This window comes from Streptomyces sp. NPDC091280 (genome assembly GCF_044768565.1).
GTDB lineage: Bacteria > Actinomycetota > Actinomycetes > Streptomycetales > Streptomycetaceae > Streptomyces.
In genome coordinates, this window is the sequence record NZ_JBIVUZ010000008.1 from 63543 (window position 1) to 82034 (window position 18492).

Annotated in this window: 16 protein-coding genes; 7 read left to right on the forward strand and 9 right to left on the reverse strand. The window is 71.3% G+C overall.

Annotation, left to right across the window (positions count from 1 at the left end):
- Positions 1-66: 66 nt before the first annotated feature.
- Both pruA and ACIQPR_RS24135 read right to left on the reverse strand, forming a co-directional pair.
- On the reverse strand, positions 67-1695 hold the full coding sequence (gene pruA, locus ACIQPR_RS24130; protein ID WP_403651612.1) for an L-glutamate gamma-semialdehyde dehydrogenase: 1629 nt from the start codon (positions 1693-1695) through the stop codon (positions 67-69).
- A gap of 103 nt (positions 1696-1798) precedes the next feature.
- On the reverse strand, positions 1799-2548 hold the full coding sequence (locus ACIQPR_RS24135) for a FadR/GntR family transcriptional regulator (protein ID WP_403651614.1): 750 nt from the start codon (positions 2546-2548) through the stop codon (positions 1799-1801).
- Positions 2549-2602: 54 nt separating this feature from the next.
- On the opposite strand from ACIQPR_RS24135, the gene ACIQPR_RS24140 reads away from it, so the two are divergent.
- The 4 genes from ACIQPR_RS24140 (at position 2603) to prcB (ending at position 7167) form a co-directional block, all read left to right on the forward strand.
- Positions 2603-3637 carry a helix-turn-helix domain-containing protein gene (locus ACIQPR_RS24140; RefSeq protein ID WP_403651616.1) on the forward strand — a complete coding sequence of 345 codons (1035 nt, stop codon included), beginning with the start codon at positions 2603-2605 and terminating at the stop codon, positions 3635-3637.
- Positions 3638-3791: 154 nt separating this feature from the next.
- Complete coding sequence (locus ACIQPR_RS24145; protein WP_403651618.1) at positions 3792-5273, forward strand: hypothetical protein; 1482 nt, start codon at positions 3792-3794, stop codon at positions 5271-5273.
- Complete coding sequence (locus ACIQPR_RS24150; protein WP_403651620.1) at positions 5270-6223, forward strand: YbhN family protein; 954 nt, start codon at positions 5270-5272, stop codon at positions 6221-6223. The genes ACIQPR_RS24145 and ACIQPR_RS24150 overlap by 4 nt, the downstream gene beginning before the upstream one ends.
- A gap of 77 nt (positions 6224-6300) precedes the next feature.
- Positions 6301-7167 (forward strand): proteasome subunit beta, encoded by an 867-nt coding sequence (gene prcB / locus ACIQPR_RS24155; RefSeq protein ID WP_403651622.1) that lies wholly within the window; start codon positions 6301-6303, stop codon positions 7165-7167.
- A 62-nt stretch (positions 7168-7229) separates the two neighbouring features.
- Here the strand turns inward: prcB and ACIQPR_RS24160 are convergent, their stop codons facing one another.
- Genes ACIQPR_RS24160 through ACIQPR_RS24170 form a run of 3 tightly spaced genes read right to left on the reverse strand, consistent with a single transcriptional unit; the run spans position 7230 to position 9213 of the window.
- Positions 7230-7937 (reverse strand): phosphatase PAP2 family protein, encoded by a 708-nt coding sequence (locus ACIQPR_RS24160; protein WP_403651624.1) that lies wholly within the window; start codon positions 7935-7937, stop codon positions 7230-7232.
- Positions 7934-8536 carry a phosphatase PAP2 family protein gene (locus ACIQPR_RS24165; protein WP_403652658.1) on the reverse strand — a complete coding sequence of 201 codons (603 nt, stop codon included), beginning with the start codon at positions 8534-8536 and terminating at the stop codon, positions 7934-7936. Before ACIQPR_RS24165 ends, ACIQPR_RS24160 begins: the two co-directional genes overlap by 4 nt.
- Positions 8536-9213, reverse strand: coding sequence for a DedA family protein (locus ACIQPR_RS24170; RefSeq protein WP_403651626.1), 678 nt, complete (start codon positions 9211-9213; stop codon positions 8536-8538). The genes ACIQPR_RS24165 and ACIQPR_RS24170 overlap by 1 nt, the downstream gene beginning before the upstream one ends.
- 195 nt (positions 9214-9408) lie before the next feature.
- Between ACIQPR_RS24170 and efeU the strand changes: the two genes are divergently transcribed.
- The 3 genes from efeU to ACIQPR_RS24185 all read left to right on the forward strand — a co-directional run bounded on the left by efeU (position 9409) and on the right by ACIQPR_RS24185 (position 14091).
- On the forward strand, positions 9409-11472 hold the full coding sequence (efeU, locus tag ACIQPR_RS24175; RefSeq protein ID WP_403651628.1) for an iron uptake transporter permease EfeU: 2064 nt from the start codon (positions 9409-9411) through the stop codon (positions 11470-11472).
- 50 nt (positions 11473-11522) lie between these two features.
- Positions 11523-12794: an iron uptake transporter deferrochelatase/peroxidase subunit gene (gene efeB, locus ACIQPR_RS24180; RefSeq protein WP_403651630.1), complete on the forward strand. Its 1272-nt coding sequence runs from the start codon at positions 11523-11525 to the stop codon at positions 12792-12794.
- Between the two features lie 133 nt (positions 12795-12927).
- Positions 12928-14091 carry a HoxN/HupN/NixA family nickel/cobalt transporter gene (locus tag ACIQPR_RS24185; protein ID WP_403651632.1) on the forward strand — a complete coding sequence of 388 codons (1164 nt, stop codon included), beginning with the start codon at positions 12928-12930 and terminating at the stop codon, positions 14089-14091.
- A 21-nt stretch (positions 14092-14112) separates the two neighbouring features.
- Here the strand turns inward: ACIQPR_RS24185 and ACIQPR_RS24190 are convergent, their stop codons facing one another.
- The 4 genes from ACIQPR_RS24190 to ACIQPR_RS24205 all read right to left on the reverse strand — a co-directional run bounded on the left by ACIQPR_RS24190 (position 14113) and on the right by ACIQPR_RS24205 (position 18451).
- On the reverse strand, positions 14113-15072 hold the full coding sequence (locus ACIQPR_RS24190; protein ID WP_403651634.1) for a hypothetical protein: 960 nt from the start codon (positions 15070-15072) through the stop codon (positions 14113-14115).
- 10 nt (positions 15073-15082) lie between these two features.
- A complete protein-coding gene (locus ACIQPR_RS24195) occupies positions 15083-16555 on the reverse strand; it encodes an APC family permease (RefSeq protein ID WP_403651636.1) in 1473 nt (490 codons plus the stop codon).
- Positions 16556-16780: 225 nt separating this feature from the next.
- Positions 16781-18184 carry a Si-specific NAD(P)(+) transhydrogenase gene (gene sthA / locus ACIQPR_RS24200; protein ID WP_403651638.1) on the reverse strand — a complete coding sequence of 468 codons (1404 nt, stop codon included), beginning with the start codon at positions 18182-18184 and terminating at the stop codon, positions 16781-16783.
- A gap of 69 nt (positions 18185-18253) precedes the next feature.
- Positions 18254-18451 (reverse strand): hypothetical protein, encoded by a 198-nt coding sequence (locus ACIQPR_RS24205; protein WP_403651640.1) that lies wholly within the window; start codon positions 18449-18451, stop codon positions 18254-18256.
- Between the last annotated feature and the right edge of the window lie 41 nt (positions 18452-18492).

Below are 18492 nucleotides of genomic sequence, written 5' to 3' on the forward strand. Positions count from 1 at the left end.
CCGCTCCCGCATACGCGAATGCCCCCGGCGCATGGGCGCCGGGGGCAGGTCGGACGGGGTGTCGCGTCACGAATCCAGGTGCGGGTAACGGTATTCCGTGGCCGGTATGTGGTTTTCCTTCGTGGTGCGGGGACTTGCGAACCGGATGAGATTCCAGACCGTGCCGGCCTTGTCGTTGGTGCCGGAGGCGCGGGCCCCGCCGAAAGGCTGCTGGCCGACCACGGAACCGGTCGGCTTGTCGTTCACGTAGAAATTGCCGGCGGTGTAGCGCAATGCGGCGTCGGCCTCCTCCACGGCGGCCCGGTCCTGCGCGAAGACCGCGCCGGTGAGGCCGTACGAGGTGGAGGAGTCGACCAGTTCGAGGACCTTCGCCCACTCGGAGTCGTCGTAGACGAACGTGGTGAGGACCGGGGCGAACAGTTCCTGGGTCATGAACGGCGAGTGCGGGTCGTCGACTTCGAGGACGGTCGGGTCGACGAACCAGCCGACCGAGTCGTCCGTGGTGCCGCCGACGACGACCAGGCCCTCGGCCCGCGCGCGGGCCAACGCCTCGGCGTGCTTGGCGTGTTGACGGGCGTTGATGACCGCGCCGACGTAGGTCTCGGGCCTGGTCGGGTCGCCGGTGACGACCGTCTCGGTGAGGGCGATCAGCCGTTCCTTGAGGCGCGGCCACAGGCTGCGCGGGACGTAGAGCCGGGAGGCGGCGGAGCACTTCTGGCCCTGGAACTCGTAGGCGCCGCGCACACACGCCACGGCGAGGGCCTCCACGTCGGCGCTGGGGTGGGCCAGGATGAAGTCCTTGCCGCCCGTCTCGCCCACCACGCGGGGGTAGTTGCGGTACCCGGCGACGTTCTCGCCGACCGTGCGCCAGATGTGCTGGAACGTGGTGGTCGACCCGGTGAAGTGGACGGCGGCCAGGTCGCGGTGGGCCAGCGCGGTCGGGCCGAGGTCCGGACCGGTGCCGTGCACCAGGTTGATCACACCGTCGGGCAGGCCCGCCTCGCGCAGCAGCTCAAGCGACAGGTGGGCGACCAGCGAGGCGCTCTCGGCGGGCTTCCACACCACGGTGTTGCCGAGCACGGCCGGGGCGAAGGCCAGGTTGTTCATGCAGGTGAAGTTGAACGGCGTCACCGCGAACACGAAGCCTTCCAGCGGACGGTATTCCATCCGGTTCCAGGCGCCGGGGTTGGAGCCGGGCTGGGAGGCGTACATGTCGAGCATGTTCTTGACGTTGAAGCGGATGAAATCGACCGTCTCGCAGGCCGCGTCGATGTCGGCCTGGTAGGTCGTCTTCGACAGCTCCAGCATGGTGGCCGCGTTCAGCCGGTCACGCCAGGGGCCGAACTGGAGCATGTCCGCGGCGCGCAGGAACGGCGCGACCCGCTCCTCCCAGTTGAGCCTGCCCCACCAGGCCGAGGCGCGGTTCGCCGCGTCGATCGCGCTCGTCATCTCGGCGGGGCCCGCGTGGTGGACCCGACCGAAGCTGTGGGCGTGTTCGTGCGGGGTGACGATCCGCTCGGTCCGCCCGGTGCGCACCTCCTGACCGTCGATCACGTTCGGGACGTCGAAGTCGGCGGAACGGATCTCCTTCAGCGCGGCGTTCACGCGCTCCCGCTCGGCCGAGCCCGCGGCGAAGCCGAGTGGGGCGGTCGGTCCTACGGGGAAGAGGGCCGTACGGCCGGCAGGGGTGGTCATCGCTACCTCCGAGCGGGTTCCGAGTGCGGGCGCGCCCGTCACGGGCACGCCCCGGCCCTCGGAGCATCGCAGCCCGCCCGGTCACTCGTCAATGGCTAGGCCATTAGCTCTCGGTGGTTCCGGAGGTGCGGCGGGGCAGCGCGGAGGGGTCCTCGACCCAGCGGCTCATGTGGACGCGCATGGCCAGCTGCGCGGCGGCCGGGTCGCCGTCCAGGACCGCCGAGGCCACCGCCACGGTGTCCTCGCGCAGGGTCGAGGCGGACGACGGCTGCGGCTCGGTGCGCTCGAACACGCGCAGGACCGCGTCGTGGATGCCCCGCGAGATGGCGAGCCTGACCGAGTTGCCGGACGCCACCGCCAGCAGTTCGTGGACGGCGAAGTCGGCGCGCTCCAGGTCCTTCCAGTGCCGGGCGGCGCGGGCCGCCGCCAGCAGCTCCGCGAGCTGTTCCCGCTGCTCGGCGGTGATGTTGCGGGCCGCCAGCTCCGCGTTGTCCTGCTCGAAGGTGTACCGGAACTCGGCCAGCTCTTTCCCGGTCGCCGGTGCCAGGGTCAGCAGCGAGGACAGGGCCAGTCCTACGACGTCCGGTCCCGGCGTGGCGGCGAAGGCGCCCCCGTGTGCCCCGAGCCGCACCCGTACGATCCCGGCCGCCTCCAGCACCCGGATCGCCTCCCGCACGGTCGCCCGGCTGACCCCGAAGGCCTCGGCCAACTCCCGCTCGCTGGGCAGCCGTTCACCGTCCGGGACGCGTCCGGTCAGCACCGCCTGGCGCAGCTGGTCGACGATGTCGTCGACGGAACGGGTGCGGGCGAGTTCCTTGAAGAGCTCCCGGGCGGGTGTCCTTGGTGTAGTCACAAGGACTTTCTAACACTCTTCCCCCCGGTCGAATAATGGCCTTACCATTGCGAAGTGGCCTCAGTGGAAACCCTGCAAGCGGTGGTCGACTCCCTGGCCGAGCGGCTCGGCCTCTCCGTCCTCATCGAGGACGCGAGCTTCCGCGCCCTGAGCTGGAGCGTGCAGACCGACGTCGACGAGGTCCGGCTGCACAGCATCCTGCGGCGCGGAGTCACCTCGGCGACCCTGGACGCCGTCGAGCGGCTCGGCCTCGCCCGTGCCGTCGGCCCCCTCGTGGTGCCCGCCGTGCCCGAGGCGCACATGGAGCGGCGCTGGTGCGTCCCGCTGCGGGTGACCGACCACCTCGTCGGCTATCTGTGGGTGCTGGACCCCCAGGGCAGGGTGAGCGAGGACGCCGTCCCCGCCCTGGCCGCGGCGGCCGACCGGGCCATCGGGGTGATCGCCGCGGGCTCGGCGCCCGAGGACGAGGACAGGCAACTCCGCGACCTGCTCGGACGGCTCGAACGGGCCCCCGACGAGGAGGCCGCCCGGCGCCTCACCGTCCTGACCCGCCTGCCCGACGACGCCCGGGTCGTGGTGGACGAACACCCCCGGCGCGGCGGCTGGCCCCTGTCCTGCGGACTGACCGCCCACCCGGTCGGCCCGGAGCACCCGGGTGCCACCAGCGGACCGCCGCTGCCCCTGGTGGACCTGCGCGAGGCGGTCCGACGCGCCTGCCTCACCCTCCAGGCGCTGCGCGCGGGCGCGCTCCTCGCCCGGCCGAGCTGGGACTGTCTGCGCGCGTGGCGGATGGTCGCCGAGGCGCCCGCCGGGCTGACTCCGGCCGAGATCCATCCCGGAGTGGACGAACTCCGCGCGCAGAAGACCCCCGACCTGATGATCACCACCCGGACCTTCCTGGACCTCGGCGGCGACGTCCAGGCCGCGGCGGACGCCCTCCATCTGCACCGCACCACGCTCTACTACCGACTGGACCGCATCAAGGCGCTGACCGGCGTCGACCTGCGCACCGGCCCGGACCGCCACGACCTCGACCTCGCCCTGCGCCTCGCCGCCTTCCGCGACGCCGCCGAGCCGCCCTCCGTCTGAACGACGGCCACGCGCTCCCCCTGTTGGCTGAATTACGGGCCGCGACCATGCCTGCGCCGGGATAGTTTGTCCATGTTTTCCCCGGCTCCCGTCTTCGGTCCTACAGGCTGTAGGGTGCCGGTAACCCTACAAACTGTAGGGGGGAGGGTGGCTCATGTCCGGCAGCACGTACACCACACTCGCCGGTACCCGACGGCCCGGACCGCCGACTGCGCCCGGCCGCCCCGAGTACCCCCTCGCACTGGTGGCCGCCACCTTCACCCTGGCCCAACTGGTGCTGGTACGCCCTGGATTGGGCCTCGGCTGGGACGAGACCGTGTACGTCAGCCAGATCAGCGCGCACGCCCCCGCCGCCTTCTTCAGCGCACCCCGCGCCCGCGGCATCTCCCTCCTGGTGGCACCTGTCACCTCCTGGTCCTCGTCCACCGCCCTGCTGCGCGTCTACCTTGCCGCCCTCTCCGGCCTCGCCCTCTTCCTCGCGCTCCGCAGCTGGCGCACCCTGTTCCCGACCCGCGTCCTGGCCGTGGCGGGCGCCCTCTTCGCCTCCCTCTGGGTGACCCTCTTCTACGGTCCGCAGGCCATGCCCAACTACTGGGTCGCCGTGGGCGCCCTTGCCGCGGCGGGCTGCTTCCTGCGGGCCCGCGCCGACCGCGCGGGCCGCGCGCCCCTGTGGGGCCTGGTGGCGAGCGCGTCCCTCATGGCGTGGATGCGGCCCACCGACGCGGTCTGGGCGACCCTCCCGCTCCTCGCCCTCTGTCTTCTCTCGCGCCACTGGCGGCTGCTCGCCGCCCTCCTCGCCGGACTCGCGTCCGGCGCCGTGGAATGGGTGATCGAGGCCTACGTCAGCTACGGCGGTCTGGCGCAGCGGCTGCACGACGCCTCGGCGATCGAGGGCGGCCTCGGCTGGCACCTCGCGGTCACCGACCAGCTGCGCAGCCTGGGCGGACGCGCCCTGTGCCGCCCGTGCACCGGCGCCATGCCCAACCCGCTGGTCGACGTGTGGTGGCTCGTGCTGCCCGTGCTCGCCGTCGCCGGACTGGTCGTCGCCGTCCGCGCCCGGCGCACCGCGCCCACCCTCGTCCCGTTCGCCTGCGCCGCGACGGCCGCCTTCCCGTACCTGTTCATGATCGGCTACGCGGCCCCGCGCTTCCTGCTGCCCGCCTACGCGCTGGTCGCGATCCCGGTCGCCGACGCCCTCGTCCAGCTGGCCGTGAGACCGACCGGGGCGTGGCGGCGGATCGCGGTGACCCTGCTCGCGGTGGGCCTCGCCGGCCATCTGGCGATCCAACTCGCCGTCCTGGAACGCACGGTGAGCCGCACGAACGCCCAGCACCGCGACTGGTCCCGCACCGCCGCCGAACTCCACCGCCTCGGCGTGCGGAAGCCGTGCCTGCTCACCGGGCAGGACGCCATTCCGGTCGCCTTCTACACAGGCTGCGCCTCCGCCGCGACCGGCGGCCACAACGCCAACACCAGCCGTACCGTCATCGACCGCACCGCCCGCCGGATGCCCGTCGCCGACCTCACACCGGTCGGCGGCCGCCCACCCGCCTACGCCCACGACTGGCCCGTCCACCGCCACGGCACGCTCGAAATCCGCGTCGCGCCGAGCACGGAGAGGGGCCCGGACTCGTGACGGCACCCCCCGACCTCACCCCGGCCACCGGCACCCGACGCCGGCACGCCTACTGGCAGGGCCTGTCGACGCTCTGCGTGCTCGTGGCCGTGGTCTGTCTGCTCCGGCGGCACTGGCCCGTGCTCGCCGACGGCGCCGGGCGGCTCGCCGTCGCCGATCAGGGGTGGCTGCTCGTCGCCGGGACGGCCGCGCTCGGGACCTGGGCGTCCTCGGCGCTCGCCCAGCAGGGCGCGGTGCCCCAACGGCTGCCCGGCGGACGGCTGGTGGCCGCGCAGCTCGCCGCGTCGGCCGCCAACCACGTGCTGCCCGCCGGGCTCGGCGCCGGTGCCGTCAACCTGCGGTTCCTGATGCGCTGCGGGCTCCCGGTCGGCCGTTCGGCCAGCGCCCTCGCCGTGAAGGCGACCGCCGGAGTGGTCGTCCGGATCGTGCTGATCGGTGTGCTCGCGACGGCCTGCCCGGGAGTACTGCGCGTCCCGCACGTCTCCGTGGGAGTGCTGGGCATCGCGCTCGCCGTCCTCGCGCTGGTGGCCGTCCTGCTCAACTGCCCACTGTGGCCCCGGTGCAGACGCGCCCTCGCGGCGGTGCTGACCGACATCCGGGCCGTGCACGCCAGACCGCAGCGGGCGGTGGCCCTGTGGGGCGGCTCGCTGGCCTTCGCCGGACTGCACTCGCTGGTGCTGATCTGCGTCACGCAGGCCGTCGAACTGCCGCTGTCCCCGGCCCGGGTGGCGCTGCTGTATCTCGCCGCGAGCAGCGCCGCCGCCCTGCTGCCCACGCCGGGCGGCATCGGCTCGCTGGATGCCGCCCTGGTCTTCGCCCTCACCGCCTCGGGCACCACGGCGTCGGCCGCCGCGTCCGTCGTCCTCGGCTACCGGCTGCTCACCGTGTGGCTGCCGTTGGTTCCCGGCCTGCTGGTGCTCGGGGTACTGGTCCGCCGCAAGGACCTCTGACACCGAACGGCGTTTCCCGTCCCGCGAGTTCAGGTAGGACACCGTTATTGGCCCGCGCACGGTCGAGAGGAAGTGGCATGGCAGGGAACGAGAGCGACGGCCGGCTGGCGGAGGAGTTCTTCACTCCCGGAAACTCGTCCTTCACCGACTTCCTGGCCGCCCACCGGCCCGCGCTGCTGCCCACCCGCCGTCCCTTCCCGGACGGTGTCACCGCGGCCGACGGCCAATTCCCGCACGGCACCACGGTGTTGGCGCTCACCTACGGCGACGGCGTACTGATCGCCGGCGACCGCAGGGCCACCATGGGCAACGTCATCGCGCAGCGCGACCTGGAGAAGGTGCACCCGGCGGACGACTACACGGCGGTCGCCTTCGCGGGCACGGTCGGGCTCGCCGTCGACATGGTGAAGCTGTACCAGGTCGAGCTGACGCACTTCGAGAAGATCGAGGGCATCCCGATGACCCTCAACGCCAAGGCCACCCGCCTCGCCGGCCTGATCCGGCAGAACCTCGGCCAGGCCATGCAGGGCCTCGCCGTCGTACCGCTCCTCGTCGGCTACGACCCGACCGCCCCCGAGGGCGCCAAGGGCCGCATCTTCACCTTCGACGTCGTCGGCGGCACCTACGAGAAGCCGGACTTCCACGCCGAGGGCTCCGGCTCCCCGTACGCCAGGGGCGCCCTGAAGAAGCTGTACCGGCGGGACATGTCTCGGCGCGACGCGGCCCTGACCGCGCTCCAGGCCCTCTACGACGCGGCCGACGACGACTCGGCCACCGGCGGCCCCGACATCAACCGCCGTATCTTCCCCATCGTCTCGATCATCACCGAGAACGGCTTCGAGCGGCTCCCGGAACCGGAGACCGAGGCACTGACCCGCGAGATGGTCGCCCAGCGCCAGAACCAACCGGACGGCCCGACCGTCTCACCGGCCGCGACCACCTGACGGCACGGGCACGGCCCGACCAAGAACGGCGACGCAGAACATCCGCCGAGAACGCCGACCGGCTACGACACCTGCCCCCGGGACGCATGCTCCTCCCGTGGTCCGGCGGTGTCGGGCGCGTTCGCGAGCAACCGCGACGGGAGCCACCGGGCCGCCGCGCACAGGCACACGCCGAGCCAGCCGATGGCGAACAGCCAGCCGCCCGCCACGTCCGTGAACCAGTGCACGCCCAGGTACACCCGGGTCACTCCGACCAGCGCGCCCCAGCAGCCGACGGCCAGACAGAGCGCGGTGCGGCCGTGCGGGGCGCGCAGGCGTATCGCGACGATCACCAGTCCGGCGGTGATCGCCGCCGTGGTGGTGTGGCCCGAGGGGAACGACCAGCCCGAGGCGTGTCCGGCCCAGTCGGCGCGCAGCGGGCGGGGGCGGGCGATCCGGGTCATCACGCCGTAGCGCAGCGCCTGTCCGGCCGCGAGGCAGGCCGCGGCCAGGAGCGCGGCGAGGAGGCGTCGGCGTACGGTGCGGGCGGTGAGGAGCGCGGCGAGGACGACGATGCCGTACGGGACGACGCCCGTGCCGGTCGCGCTCACACCGCGTGCCACCGCCACGGCCATCTCCGGGCGGTGCGCGACGGACCACGACAGCAGGTCCTCGTCGCTGAACAGCGGAGCGCCCCCGCGCCCGATCACGACCATGCTCAGCACGCCGAACGCGGTCCAGGCACCCACGCCCACACTGCCCGCCAGTTCGGCGACGTCCTTGCGGTTCACGACGTCACCAGCGGTCGCAGGCGGCCGGAACTGAGCCGTCGTACCAGGGAGTTCGGCCGGTGCCGGACCAGGACCATCGCGCCGAACGCGAGGAGCGTGCCGACCAGGAGGCCCGCCACCACGTCGTGCGGGTAGTGGACCCCGACCCACACCCGGGACACCGCCATCGCGAGCGCGGCCACGGCCGCGACGGCGCCCAGCCGGCGGGAGACGAAGAACAGGGCGACCGCCGCGGCGGCAGCGATCGTCGCGTGGTTGCTGGGGAAGGACCAGTCGCCCGGCGCCGGACACGCCTCCAGGGTGACCACGCGCAGCTTCTGGCAGGGGCGGTTCTCCCGCACCACCGACTTCAGCAGGGTGTCGATCCCGTACACGGCGACCACGACCAACGGCACCGCGAGCGCCGTCACCGCCGCCTCGGCACCCACCCGGCGCGCCCGCCACCACCCGATGACCATGAGCACGGCGAACAGCGCGAGCCCGTAGGCCGACCAGACCGAGACCGTGTCGTCCAGCCAACCGGGCGCCCGCTGCGCCGAGTTCACCACGTCCTCGTAGGCCGAGCCGTCGATCGAGGACCCCTGGAAGGCGACGAGGATCATCCGCGCGCCTCCCCGGCCTTCGCCGTCCGGGCCGCCCTGCGCGAGCGGCGCACCTCGGCGGCGAGCGGCAGCAGCGACACGACGACGATCACGGCGACCATGGGCAGCAGGTACTTGTCGACGTTCGGGACCGAGGAACCGAGGGCGTACCCGGCGAGCGTCAGCCCCAGGCTCCACACCAGGCCGCCGACCACCTGCCACACGGTGAAGGTCCGGACGGGCACCCCGAGCGCGCCCGCCATCGGGTTCAGCACCGTGCGCACCACGGGCACGAAGCGGGCCAGCACCACCGCCTTCGCGTGGCCGTATCTGTCGAGCAACTCCTCGGCCCGCCGGGCGCCTTCGTGCAGCCGGGGCGAGCGGCTGCGGGTGAGCAGCGCGCCGCCCGCCTTCCGGCCGAGCAGATAGCCGCACTGCGCTCCGGCCAGCGCGCCCACCGCCGCCGCGAGCAGCAGGGGCGGGAGCGAGAGTCTCACGGCCCGGTCCGCGCCGCCCGTGCAGAGCAGGCCCGCGGTGAACAGCAGGGAGTCGCCGGGCAGGAAGAACCCGATCAGCAGTCCCGTCTCGGCGAACATCACCACGCCCACCCCCAGCACACCGAAGGCGGCCAGCAGCGACTTGGCGTCCAGCACATTGACGGCGAGCTGGGACGCCAGGTCCAAGGGTGTGGTCATCGTCGTGATCCTCTTCGCCAGTGTCCGACTACAGATCTGTAGACGGTCTACTCAACTGTAGACGATCGTGACCCGCGCGGAGTTCCACACCTTTGCCCGGTCGTTGCCCGTTCATGACTGACGGACTACACGCATGTAGTCATGATGGTCCGCGAAGTAAGGCATGCCTTCACTAACTAGGAGGGGTCGCGCCCAATGTGGGACGACGCGTTTCCGAGCTTTCTGATCGGACTGCGGGAGGGACTGGAAGCGGGACTCATCGTCTCGATCCTGGTCGCCACCCTGGTCCGCGCCGACGCCAAGTCCCGTCTGCCGCAGGTGTGGACGGGTGTGCTGGCCGCCATCGCCCTCGCGCTGAGCTTCGGCGCGGTCCTCACGTTCACCGCGGCGAACCTCTCCGCCACCGCGCAGGAGGCCTTCGGCGGAGTCCTCAGCGTGATCGCCGTCGCCTTCGTCACCGCGATGGTGTTCTGGATGCGCCGCTCGGCCCGCACCTTCTCCGGCGAGATCAGGGAGAAGGTCACCGGCGCGCTCGGCATGGGCGCGGGCGTCCTGATGCTCACCTCGTTCCTCGCGGTGGGCCGCGAGGGCCTGGAGACGGCCCTGTTCCTGTGGACCACCGCTCGCGCGGCCGGCGAGTCCTCCGGCCCCCTGACCGGCGCCGCCATCGGTCTCGCCCTCGCGGCCGGCCTGTGCTGGGGCCTGTACCGCCGGGTCCTGCGGATCAACCTGACGAAGTTCTTCACCGCCACGGGTGTCGTCCTCATCGTCATCGCCGCCGGTGTCCTCGGCTACGGCCTGCGCGACCTCCAGGAGGGCGGTGTCCTGCCCGGCCTGACCACGTACGCCTTCGACCTCAGCGGCAGCGTCGACGCCGGCTCCTGGTACAGCACCCTCATCCAGGGCGTGTTCAACCTGATGCCCACGATGACCTGGCTCCAGGTGGTGGCCTACGTCGGCTATCTCGCCGTGGTCCTGCCCCTGTTCGTACGCGGAGTGCGCGCCGAGCGGGTCAAGAAGCCTGCTCCGACTCCAACTCCGATGCCGGAGTCGGAGCAGGAGTCGACGCCTGTGCCGGAGGCCGTTTCGCCTCCGCGTCGCCGCCCGGTCTGGGTGGTCCCCGTCGCCGTGGTCGCCGTGCCCGCCGTCGTGGCCGGGCTCGTCGTCGCCCTCGCCCGTCCCAAGCCCGCGAGTTCCCAGACGGTCGCCGTCTCCGAGACGGAGTGCGGCAAGGGCTTCACCGCGCCCGACACCGGGCGCCAGACCTTCCAGATGCACAACACCGGCGACAAGACGTCCGAGGTGTACCTCATCGACCCGGTCTCGGGCGCGGTCTACGGCGAGGTCGAGGGCCTGGCGCCGGGCACCACCCGGGACCTGGTCGCCACCGTCGCGGGCGGCTCGTACGCCTGGCGCTGCGTCCCCACCGGAGCGAAGGCCGTCACCTCCGCCACCGTGCACGTCAGCGGCGGGGGCACGACGGCGAAGGCGGTCGTCCCCGTCTCCGAGAACGACCTCGCCGCACCCCTCAAGGCCTACAAGGTGTACGTCGACCAGGGCCTGGCCACCCTCGAAACCCAGACCCGGCGGCTGAGCGCCGACATCGCGGGCGACCACCTCGGCACGGCACGCGCCGACTGGCTGACGGCGCACCGCACCTACTCCTCGCTGGGTGCCGCCTACGGCACGTTCGAGGACTTCGACCAGAAGATCAACGGCCGGGCCGACGGGCTCGCCGGGGGAGTGGACGACAAGGACTTCGCGGGCTTCCACCGCATCGAGTACGGGCTCTGGCACGGACAGTCGGCGAGCGAGCTGAAGGTGCCCGCGCAGCAACTCGCCACCGCTGTCGTGGGCTTGCGCAAGGCGTTCCCCACCCAGGACTTCGACCCGGGCGACCTGCCGCTGCGGGCCCACGAGATCCTGGAGAACGCCCTCCAGTTCGAGCTCACCGGCGACACCGACGAGGGCAGCGGCACCAACCTCGCGACCGTCGACAGCAACCTCGCGGGCACCCGTGAACTCCTCACCGTGCTCAAGCCGTTGCTGACCAAGGAGTCCTCGACGCTGCTTCCGGCCGTCGACGCCGCCGTGACCCGGTTGCAGCAGCTGCTCGACTCGGCGCACCACGGCGGCAGTTGGACCCCGGTGGAACAGCTGAGCCAGGTGGAGAAGGCCCGACTCGACGGCGCCACCGGGCAGTTGCTGGAGGAGCTGGCCCCGGTGCCGGACCTGCTGGAGATCAGGAAGTCCGCCTGATGAGCACCGAGAACACGAACAGCACCGGCCGTAGTGAAGGGAACCCTCCGATGTCCACTGCCGAAACCCCGGGCTGCCCGGCCGGAGCCGGCCGCCGCTCCTTCGTCCGGACGGCGCTCGGTGCCGGGGCCGCCGGCGCGGTGCTGGCCGGCGGGGCGTTCGCGCTCGCCGAGACCGGCGGCACCGCCCAGGCGCAGGCCGCGGACGGCAACGACGCGGCGAAGGTGCCCTTCCACGGCACGCACCAGGCGGGCATCCTCACCCCCGCCCCGGCCGCCGCGACCTTCGTCTCCCTGGACGTGATCGCCGACAACCGCGCCGAACTGGCCGACCTGCTGCGCACGATCACCGAACGGGCCCGCTTCCTCACCTCCGGCGGCACCCCCGCCGACCTGGGCGTCGGCGCGCCGCCCGCCGACAACGGCATCCTCGGCCCGGAGGTCCCCGCCGACGCCCTCACGGTGACCGTCGGCGTGGGCGCCTCCCTCTTCGACGACCGCTACGGCCTGGCCAAAGCGAGGCCGAGCCGGCTGACCCCGATGAAGACGTTCCCGAACGACAATCTGCGGGCCGCCGAGTGCCACGGCGACCTGTCCCTCCAGGTGTGCGCCGCCCGGCAGGACACGGTGCTGCACGCGCTGCGCGACATCGCCCGGCACACCCGGGGCGGCATGCAGATCAAGTGGCGTGTCGACGGCTTCCAGAACACCCCGCGCCCCACCGGAGCCCAGCGCAACCTGCTCGGTTTCAAGGACGGCATCGCCAATCCGGACGTGAAGTCGGCCCGTGAGACCGACCGGCTGATCTGGGTGGGCGACGGACAGGGCGAGCCCGCCTGGGCGAGCGGCGGCAGCTACCAGGTGATCCGGATCATCCGCATGCTGGTCGAGTTCTGGGACCGGGTCTCGCTCAGCGAGCAGGAGCTGATGTTCGGCCGCCGCAAGGACACCGGTGCCCCGCTGGACGGCGCCAAGGAGACGGACATCCCGCAGTACACCAAGGACCCCAAGGGCACGGCGATCCCGCTCGACGCCCATATCCGCCTCGCCAACCCGCGCACCGCCGCCACCGACACCTCCCGTATCCTGCGCCGCGGCTACAACTACGACCGGGGCATCGACGCCGTGGGCAACCTCGACATGGGCCTGGTCTTCTGCTGCTACCAGCAGGACGTGAAGCGCCAGTTCGAGGCGACCCAGACCCGTCTGATCGACGAACCCCTGGTCGACTACATCTCCCCGACGGGCGGCGGCTACTTCTACGCGCTGCCCGGTGCGAAGGACGCCAAGGACTGGCTGGGGAGGGGGCTGCTGGCTTCCTGACCAGCTGTTTTCCTTTCCCTTGGGCAAGACCTGCCGTGGGCTTTGCTGACCGTTACTGCGAACGAGTTGCAGGTACGGGAGGATGGCACGAGGTTGCACTCCGCGACCCCGCCCCCGGCAGAAAGACCCCTCGATGACGGCCGCCCCCGAGTCCACCCCGACCCTCCCCGCCACGGCCGCGACCCCGCGGCCGTCGCTGTGGCACCGCGTGCGCACGTCCATGACGCGGCAGGAGTGGACCAGGGTCGGCGGGATGGCCGGCTTCATCCTGGCGCTGCACGTGATCGGCTGGTTCACCCTCGTATGGATCGTCGCGCCCGGGCACTACAGCGTCGGCGAGAAGTCCTTCGGCATCGGCATGGGCGTCACCGCCTACACGCTCGGCATGCGGCACGCGTTCGACGCCGACCACATCGCGGCCATCGACAACACCACCCGCAAGCTGATGAGCGAGGGCAAGCGACCGCTCTCGGTGGGCTTCTGGTTCTCGCTCGGCCACTCCAGCGTCGTCTTCGGCCTGACGCTGCTGCTCTCCCTCGGCGTCAAGGCGCTGGCGGGCCCGGTCCGCGACGACGACTCCCAGCTCCACAACGTCACCGGCCTGATCGGCACGACCGTCTCGGGCACCTTCCTCTACGTCATCGCCGGCATCAACCTCGTGATCCTGGCCGGTATATGGAAGGTGTTCCGCCGGATGCGCTCGGGCGACTTCGACGAGGAGGCGCTGGAGGAGCACCTGAACAACCGGGGCTTCATGAACCGCCTTCTGGGCCGCTTCATGAGGTCGATCACCAAGTCCTGGCAGATGTATCCGCTGGGCCTGCTGTTCGGCCTGGGCTTCGACACGGCGACCGAGATCGCGCTGCTGGTGCTGGCGGGTTCGGGCGCGGCGTCCGGCCTGCCCTGGTACGCGATCCTGTGCCTGCCGGTCCTGTTCGCGGCCGGTATGTCGCTGCTGGACACGATCGACGGCACGTTCATGAACTTCGCCTACGGCTGGGCGTTCTCCAAGCCGGTCCGCAAGGTCTACTACAACCTCACGATCACCGGGCTGTCCGTCGCCGTCGCCCTGATCATCGGCACGGTCGAACTCCTGGGCCTGTTCGCCGAGAAGCTCGATCTGCACGGCTTCTTCTGGGACTGGGTCGCGGGCCTCGACCTCAACGTCATCGGCTTCGTCATCGTCGGCCTGTTCTTCGCGACCTGGGCCGTGGCCCTGCTGGTGTGGAAGTTCGGCCGGATCGAGGACAAGTGGACCGCGGGCCTGGCCCGGCCCGCGGAGCGGCCCGCCGAGTAGGCCCTCAGGAGCGGACGCCCCTCAGGAGCGGATGCCCAACTCCTTGCGCCACTTCACGAGTTGCTTCTCCGCCTCCCCGGTGTAGGACCAGGGCGTCGGCGTCGCCCGCCGCCCCAGCATCCCGAGCACGGCCGCCGCCACCTCCTTCGTGCCCGCGTAACAGGCCGCGTGCGCCAGGTAGTTGAGGTCGCGCAGTTCACCCGGCGGCACCGGACCCTCCTCGCGGGCCGCGATCCAGCGCTGCCAGCTGCGGCGTACGTCGCTGACGGCGCCGTCGTGCGTCCAGTGCTGGCCGAGGCCCACGGCGGCCTGCCGGCCCTTGGTCGCGTCGAGGGCGTAGCGGTACTCCTCGACCCGCGCGTACTGCACCAGCACCGGCAGCGCGCAGCCCGGCGGCGCCACCCCCGCCGCGTCGCGGGCGAAGTCGTACATCAGGCCGTGGCTGCCGTGCCAGCGGGAGGAGTAGTAGTGCAGGACCTGGAGGTGGCCCTCGACGCTGTAGGGGTCGCGGCGGTGCAACTCGTCCCACCAGCGGGCGAGTTCCTGCCGCCGTACGCCCGACGGGTAGAGGCGGGCCACCGAGATCAGCGAGATCCAGGGTGTGGGGTCCTCCGGGTAGGTCTCGGCGGCCTGGAGGCAGGCCATGACGGCGGCGTCGACGCGGTTGCGGTCGATGGGCACGCCCCGGCCCGCCGCGATGGCCAGGTTGAAGGCCCGGGCCGTCTCGGTGGCCGCCCGAAGGGTGAGCGCGTCGACGTTGCCGGGCTCGGCGGCCAGCCACGACTCCACCGTCGAACTGCTCGCGCAGGCCTGTGCGAGCGTCCGCACACGGTGGCCGCGGGCCAGCCAGTGCGCCCCGGTGTTGCGCAGCAGGTCCCGCAGGCCCTGCCAGCGGCCGATGACGATGTCGTGCCGGGCCGAACTGAGGGGCGCGTCCCCGCAGTCGGGGTCGAAGTCGGGGGTGAAGCGGTCTCGCGCCATCGGATGCCCCTCAGAAGTCCGTAGGGAGACCCTGGTGGACCCGGGACTGTTCGGGCACGAAGTCGTCGGGGACGTAGTCGGTCCGCACGGTGTGGGCGGCGTCCAGCCGCGCGGGCCGGTAGTAGTCGCTGCCCTGCTTCCAGTACCAGAGCATCGGGATCAGGCCCACGCCGAGACCGCCGATGCCGATGCTGATCGCGGCGCCGCTCAGGCTGCCCAGCGACTCGACGAAGATCCAGAACATGAACAGGGCGCCGAACAGCGGCCACAGCCCGCCGAAGAGGAAGTTGCCCGCCGATCTGAACAGCATCTTGCGGTAGGCGACGACCACCGCGAGGCCCGCCAGGCCGTAGTACACGGCGATCTGGAGACCGATCGCGGAGATCGCGTCGGCGAGGATCTCGCCCACCGAACCGAGCGCGTTCGAGGCGATGAACATCGCCAGCGCCACCCCGCCGACCACGACGATGGCCACCCAGGGCGTGTTCCAGGCGCGGTGCACCCGGCCCAGCGCGGCCGGCATCGTACGGTCGCGGCCCATCGCGAACAGCGAGCGCGTGACCTGGATGAGGGTGGTCTCCAGGGTGGCGATGGTGGACAGCATCACCGCCACGATCAGCAGCTTGCCGCCCCAGCCGGGCCAGATCTCGTCGCCGAGCACGGCCAGCACGTTGGCGTCGTTGCTCTGGATCTGCCGCGAGGACAGGATGACGTTCACCGCGATGGTGAACACCTCGAAGAGCAGGAACACGATGCCGACACCGATGAGGCCCGCGAGTCCGGTCGTACGACGGCTGTTGCGGGTCTCCTCGCTGAGGTTGCTGGTGACGTCCCAGCCCCAGTAGTAGAACGCGGCGATGAGCGCGCCCGACGCGAAGCCGGACACCCCGTCGAAGTGGCTGAAGCCCAGCCAGGACCAGTCGAAGACCCGGGCGTTGCCGGTGTGGACGACGGCGAACACCGCGAACAGGGCCAGGATCCCCAGCTCCACACCGGACATCAGGAGCTGGGCGCGGACCGTGAGCCGGGCGCCGCCGAGCACCACGAGCAGCATGATCACGAACCAGGCGGCGCCGACGACGGTCGACAGCGCCGTGTTGTCCGCGAGGCCCTCGTCGAACAGGGACAGGGTCATCGACCCGGCGGGCAGGGACCCGGCGACCATGAAGATGGTCGCGGAGATCACCAGCGCCCAGCCGCTGATGAAGCCCAGGAAGGGGTGCAGGGTGCGCCCCACCCAGGAGTAGCTGGCGCCCGCGTTCACGTCGATCCGGCCGAGGTAGCTGAAGGCCAGCGCGATGCCCAGCATGGGTATCGCGCAGTAGAGGAGGGCGGCCGGACTGGCCAGCCCCACCGCACCGACCAGGACCGCGGTGGTCGCCGCGATCGAGTAGGCGGGCGCGCTGCCCGCCACGGCCATCACCACGGTGTCGAACGTGCCGAGGGCGTTGGCCTGTAGCCCTCTGCCCCTGTTGTTGCTCATGGATGCGCTGCTTTCCGTCTTGCACGACGTGCGGAGTTGAGCGAGCCGGCCCCGGACCCGGAGAAAGGGGTGGCCTCGGGTCAGTGGCCGGTCGGGACAACAGAAGGGAATGGCGGATTCCGCTTAACCGCTGCGTCGGCGGACGGTCACACCGTGTGTGGGTGTGATGATAGCCCCACCTTTTGAGCTTTCAAGATTGACCAGCGAGTAATCTCCTGTGAACGATCAGTCGCCGAGGCGGTCGATCTGCCGCAGTTTGTTCGTGGCGTCGAGGGCGGCGACCTTGTAAGACTCGGCCAGCGTCGGGTAGTTGAAGACCGCGTCCACGAGATAGTCGACCGTTCCGCCGCAGCCCATCACCGACTGGCCGATGTGAATGAGTTCCGTCGCGCCCGTGCCGAAGCAGTGCACACCGAGCAGGGTGCGGTCGGTGGGGGAGACCAGCAGCTTCAGCATGCCGTGCGAGTCGCCGATGATCTGGCCGCGCGCGAGTTCGCGGTAGCGGGAGATCCCGACCTCGAACGGCACGCACTCCTCCGTGAGTTGGTCCTCGGTCTTCCCGATGAAGCTGATCTCCGGAATGGTGTAGATGCCGATCGGCTGCCGGTCGTCGATCCGGTGCACCGGCTCACCGCAGGCGTGGTAGGCGGCCGTACGGCCCTGTTCCATCGAGGTCGCGGCCAGCGCCGGGAAGCCGATGACGTCGCCGACCGCGTAGATGTGCGGCACGGAGGTGCGGAAGTTCTCGTCGACGTCGATCCGGCCGCGCCGGTCGGCGGACAACCCGGCCTTGTCCAGGTCGAGTTCGTCGGTCAGGCCCTGCCGTCCCGCGGAGTACATCACCGCGTCGGCCGGGATCTTCTTGCCGCTCTCCAGGACGGTCAGCGTGCCGTTGGCGTGCCGCTCCACGGCGGCCACGGTCTCCCCGAAACGGAAGGTGACGGCGAGGTCCCGCAGGTGGTATTTGAGCGACTCGATGACCTCAAGGTCGCAGAAGTCGAGCATGCCCGCCCGCTTCTCCACCACGGTGATCTTGCTGCCGAGCGCGGCGAACATGGAGGCGTACTCCATGCCGATCACGCCCGCGCCGACGATGACCATGGACCGGGGGACCTTCGGCAGGTCCAGCACGTTGTCCGAGTCCATGATGGTCCGCCCGTCGAACTCGACGGTGTCCGGCCGCGCGGGACGGGTGCCGGTCGCGATGATGATGTTCTCGGCGGTCAACAGCCGTTCGTGGCCGGTGATCTCGGTCAGCGCGACGGTGTGCGGGTCCACGAAGCGGCCCGTCCCGGCGAACAGGGAGACCTGGTTGCGGGACAACTGGCTGCGGATGACGTCCACTTCACGACTGACCACGTGCTGCGTCCGCGCGGTGAGGTCGCCGACGGTGATGTCGTCCTTCAGGCGGTAGCTCTGGCCGTACAGATCCCGCTGGGTGAGGCCGGTGAGATACAGCACCGCCTCGCGCAGGGTCTTGGAGGGGATGGTCCCGGTGTGGATGGAGACGCCGCCGACCATGTCGGGGCGGTCGACGACGGCGACCCGGCGGCCGAGCTTGGCCGCGGCGATGGCGGCCTTCTGGCCGCCCGGTCCTGAACCGATGACAAGCATGTCGAAGTCGGGCACCTCCGGAGTCTGTCAGCCGGAGCGCCCTCTCCGAAAGGGTGAACGGGTAACCAGGTGCCGACGGGACGCCTAAGGCAGCAGTTCCTCCAGGGCCGCCGCCCCCTTCGCCGCGATCTTCCGCCGGGCCCACTCCAGGTTCTGCGGGGTGACGTCCCGGCCGGCCGCCAGGACCACGTCCTCCGGAGCCACCTCGGTGCCCGTGCGGGTGTGCAGCAGGGCGTCCGGGGTCGCGCGGTCGGGGTCTTCGTCGGGCTGCGCTGTCGACATGGTGCCTCCTCGCCTGAGACCGGGCGAGTGCCGTGGGTCCC

Excerpts from the sequence above, each read along its gene's own strand:
- pruA (WP_403651612.1), bottom strand. The coding sequence starts at position 1,695 with ATGACCACCCCTGCCGGCCGTACGGCCCTCTTCCCCGTAGGACCGACC.
- ACIQPR_RS24145 (WP_403651618.1), top strand. The coding sequence starts at position 3,792 with ATGTCCGGCAGCACGTACACCACACTCGCCGGTACCCGACGGCCCGGA.
- prcB (WP_403651622.1), top strand. The coding sequence starts at position 6,301 with ATGGCAGGGAACGAGAGCGACGGCCGGCTGGCGGAGGAGTTCTTCACT.
- ACIQPR_RS24170 (WP_403651626.1), bottom strand. The coding sequence starts at position 9,213 with ATGACCACACCCTTGGACCTGGCGTCCCAGCTCGCCGTCAATGTGCTG.
- efeU (WP_403651628.1), top strand. The coding sequence starts at position 9,409 with ATGTGGGACGACGCGTTTCCGAGCTTTCTGATCGGACTGCGGGAGGGA.
- efeB (WP_403651630.1), top strand. The coding sequence starts at position 11,523 with ATGTCCACTGCCGAAACCCCGGGCTGCCCGGCCGGAGCCGGCCGCCGC.
- ACIQPR_RS24185 (WP_403651632.1), top strand. The coding sequence starts at position 12,928 with ATGACGGCCGCCCCCGAGTCCACCCCGACCCTCCCCGCCACGGCCGCG.
- ACIQPR_RS24190 (WP_403651634.1), bottom strand. The coding sequence starts at position 15,072 with ATGGCGCGAGACCGCTTCACCCCCGACTTCGACCCCGACTGCGGGGAC.
- ACIQPR_RS24195 (WP_403651636.1), bottom strand. The coding sequence starts at position 16,555 with ATGAGCAACAACAGGGGCAGAGGGCTACAGGCCAACGCCCTCGGCACG.
- ACIQPR_RS24205 (WP_403651640.1), bottom strand. The coding sequence starts at position 18,451 with ATGTCGACAGCGCAGCCCGACGAAGACCCCGACCGCGCGACCCCGGAC.